2 protein-coding genes are annotated in these 4,058 nt (G+C 69.5%); one reads left to right on the top strand and one right to left on the bottom strand.

Annotated features, from left to right (window positions below):
* The first annotated feature begins 358 nt into the window (after positions 1-358).
* Positions 359-3,229: a bifunctional YncE family protein/alkaline phosphatase family protein gene (locus B8460_RS13170; RefSeq protein ID WP_241771190.1), complete on the top strand. Its 2,871-nt coding sequence runs from the start codon at positions 359-361 to the stop codon at positions 3,227-3,229.
* A 71-nt stretch (positions 3,230-3,300) separates the two neighbouring features.
* On the opposite strand, the gene B8460_RS13165 is transcribed toward B8460_RS13170, so the two are convergent.
* Positions 3,301-4,058, bottom strand: a 758-nt coding sequence (locus tag B8460_RS13165) for a rhomboid family intramembrane serine protease (RefSeq protein ID WP_048862064.1), incomplete at its 5' end; no start/stop codon positions are given.

Here is a 4,058-nt window from a genome sequence, read left to right as displayed (position 1 = left end):
GGGCTGCTGGTCACGGCGGGGAGGGCCGCGGCGATGGCCGCGCCGTGCAGGGCGGCGGCGGCGACGCAGGTGCGCGCCCGCAGCTGCGACAGGCTGATGCCGGCCGACAGGCGGATCAGCGTCTCGTTCCGCCGCGTCTCGCGCTCCGCCCGCATGCCATCGCCTCCCCGGCGGGGTTTGTCCGGGCTGAGCGGAGCGGCGGTAAAGTGAAGCCTTGATGACCGCGGCGACAGTGAACCTGACCGAAAGTTCACACAGCCTTCATCCGCGTGCGGCGGCGGCGGCACGGCAGTTCCCCCTAGAGCGGACGCACGTCAGGACGGAGGACACCGACATGCGTAATCGACGACTATGGTCCATGGGCCGCGCGGCCCTGCTCGGCATGACCATGCTGGCGGGCCTCGCGCCCGCGCTGACCGGCACCGCGCGTGCCGAGGACGATCTCGCGGCGGGCGCGACGGGGCTGCTGCCCGACGGGCACTTCCTGACGCCGTTTGCGGCGCCGGGCGCGCAGCTGTTCGCGCTGAAGCCGGGGCTGTCGGATTTCCCGGGCTATGTCGCGAACGTCGCGATGACCAGCGCGCTGAGCCCGGACGGCCGCACGCTGCTGGTGCTGAGCGCCGGGTACAACCAGCTCTACAGCAAGACCGGCGCGACGATCGCGGCGGATTCCAACGAATACGTCTTCGTCTATGACGTCTCTTCCGGCACGCCGAAGCAGACGCAGGTGCTGCAGGTGCCGAACACCTTCATCGGCCTCGCCTTCGCGCCGGACGGGCAGAGCTTCTATGTCCCCGGCGGCGTCGACGACAACGTTCACGTCTTCCGCAAGTCCGGCGACACCTGGGCCGAAAGCGGCTCGCCGATCGCGCTCGGTCACAACAACACCGGCAACGGTCTGGAGGTGAAGCCGATGGCGGCGGGCATCGCCGTCACCGCCGATGGCAAGCATGCCGTGGTCGCCAACAACTACAACGACTCCGTCTCCGTCCTGGATCTGACGGCCGGCACCAAGGTGGGCGAACTCGATCTGCGTCCCGGCATCATCAACCCGGCGCAGAGCGGCCAGGCCGGCGGCGAATATCCGATCTGGGTCGCGATCCAAGGCACCACCGCCTATGTCAGCGCGCAGCGCGACCGCGAGATCGACGTGGTGGACTTCAGCACCCCGGCGTCGCCCACGCTGGTGACGCGCGTGCGCGTGCCCGGCAACCCGAACCGCATGGTCGTCGACAAGGCCGGCGCGCGGCTGTACGTCGCCGCCGACAACGCCGACGCGGTATTCGTCATCAACACCGCGACCAACGCGGTGATCGAGACGATCCACGCCGCTGCGCCCGAGGGGTTGCTGACCAATCCGGAGACGTTCCGCGGCGCCGCGACCAACAGCGTCGCGCTGTCCGCCGACGGCCGGACGCTGTACGTGACGGACGGCGACATCAACGCCGTGGCGGTGATCCCGCTGTCCGGCGCGGCGCCGCACCACGTCCAGGGGCTGATCCCGACCGCGTGGTATCCGAACGACGTGACGCCGAGCGCCGATGGCTCGCACCTGTATGTCGCCAACGGCCAGAGCGATCCCGGCCCGAACCCCGGCAACTGCAGCACCAACAGCTATAACGCCCAGCGCGCGGCGTTCTGCGGCTCGCACAACCAGTACGTGCTGCAGATCCAGAAGGGCGGCCTGCTGAGCATGCGCACGCCGGAGGCCTCCGCGCTCGACAGCCTGACGCGGCAGGTGGCGGCGAATGACGGCTTCAACACCTATCCGGTGCCGGCCGACGAGCGGATGATGGCGGCGCTGCGGGCGCGCATCCATCACGTCATCTACATCGTCAAGGAGAACCGCACCTACGACCAGATCCTCGGCGATCTCGGCCGTGGCAACGGCGATCCGAAGCTGACGGAGTTCGGCCGCGCGATCACGCCGAACTTCCACCGCATCTCGCGCCAGTTCGTCGACATGGACAATTTCTACGACGCCGGCGCCGTCAGCGGCGACGGCTGGCCGTGGAGCACCTCGGCCCGCGAGTCCGATATCGGCATCAAGACGCTGCCGCTGAACTATTCGGGCCGTGGCCTGGCGTATGACTGGGAAGGCACCAACCGCAACGTCGACGTCGCCATCCCGACGCTCGCCGGCCGGCAGAAGGCGCAGCCGCTCTATCCGAACGATCCGAACCTGCTGCCCGGCACGAACAACCAGGCGGCGCCCGACGGTCCGGCGCCCGGCGAGGGGCAGCGCGGCTATCTGTGGGACAGCGCGCTGCGCTCCGGGCTGAGCGTGCGCAACTACGGGTTCTTCATCGACCTGTCGCGCTATTCGGTGTCGATCTCGGACCGCATCCCACCGGTCGCCGATCCGTACGCGCAGAAGCTGCAGGTCGCCTATTCGGCGAACCCGACGCTGCTGCCGCTGACGGACATCTATTATCGCGGCTTCGACAACAACTTCCCCGATTTCTACCGGGTGCAGGAGTGGGACCGCGAGTTCACCGCCTATGAGCGGTCCGGCACCCTGCCGAACCTCGAACTCGTGCGGCTGATGCACGATCACATGGGCAATTTCGGCACCGCGAGCTTCGGCATCGACACGCCGGAGAAGCAGCAGGCGGACAACGACTATGCCGTGGGCCGCGTGGTCGACCGCGTCGCGCACAGCCGGTTCAAGGACGACACGCTGATCTTCGTGCTCGAAGACGACGCGCAGGACGGCGCCGACCACGTCGATGCCCGCCGCAGCACCGCCTATATCGTCGGGCCGTACGTCAAGCATCACGCCGTGATCTCGACGCATTACAGCACGGTGAACCTGCTGCGCACGATCGAGGACATCCTCGGCATCGATCATCTCTGCATCAACGACGCCTATCAGCGGCCGATGACGGACGTGTTCGACCTCGGTCAGCCGATGTGGAACTACGAGGCGGTGCCGTCGCGGGCGCTGATCACCGCGTCGCTGCCGCTGCCGGCGCAGTACGCGCGCCTGGCGCCGATCCCCTCGACGCATCCCGCGTCGTGGTGGGCGGAGCAGACGCGCGGCTATGACTGGAGCCGGGAGGATCTGAACAACGCCGAGGCGTTCAACCGCCTGATCTGGTCGGGCCTGAAGGGCGGCGTGCCGTATCCGGGTGACGCGACCCCGGGCGACGCCGCGCGCGACGACGACGCGCACGAGCATGCCGACGCGGGCGCGTCGGCGCGTCTCGCCGAGCGTGCCGACCACTGAACGACTGACCGACTGACCGATACACTTACCGAACCGGGCGTCGCGCCACGTGCGCGGCGCCCGGGCTTTTTTCAGCCCCGTGCGCCGAGCAGCCGGCGCAAGCGCGGCGTCGTTCGCCGCAGCGGCAGCGCCAGCCCGATCACGAAGCCCGCCGCCGCGCCCGACAGGTGGCCGGACAGGCTGATATGCGGCACCGACAAATCGAGCGCGCTTTGCAGCACCAGCAGGCTCAGCAGCGCCCGGCGCTCGCCCCGCGCCGTTGCGGCATCGGCGCCGGAGCGCCGCAGGCTGAGGCCGAGCGCGCCGCCGACGAGGCCAAGGATCGCGCCCGACGCGCCGACCAGCAGATCGGGCGTCTCGATCCCGTACTTCATCAGGAGCGCGACCGAGAGCATCGAGACGAGGCCCGCGCCCAGATACAGCACGGCGAAGGCCGCGTGGCCGAGCCGCCGCTCGACCGGCGGGCCGAACACCAGCAGCGCGATCATGTTGAAGGCGATGTGGACGATGCCGGCATGGAGGAACAGCGCCGCCAGCAGCCGCCACCATTCGCCCTGCGCGAACACCGCGTGCGGCCACAGCGCGCCCTGATTGTACAGAAGATCGGAATCGGTGGGGTCGCCGCCGTGCAGCTCGCGCAGATACATCAGCGTGTTGGCCGCGATCAGCGCCCAGGTGACGACGGCGTGGCGGCCGACGGCGGGCGGATAGGCGCGGGCGGCGGCCTCGGCGGTGTCGATCACCGCGCGGCGATAGGGGTCGTGCAACGGCGCGGGCGGCGTCCACACAAGGCGGCGGGCGGCGGCGGTGCGCACGTCGAACGACGCCC

It is taken from the genome of Acidisphaera rubrifaciens HS-AP3 (assembly GCF_000964365.1).
GTDB lineage: Bacteria > Pseudomonadota > Alphaproteobacteria > Acetobacterales > Acetobacteraceae > Acidisphaera > Acidisphaera rubrifaciens.
The sequence above is the reverse complement of the archived record's forward strand: the minus strand, read 5'-3'. Positions and strand labels throughout refer to the sequence as shown.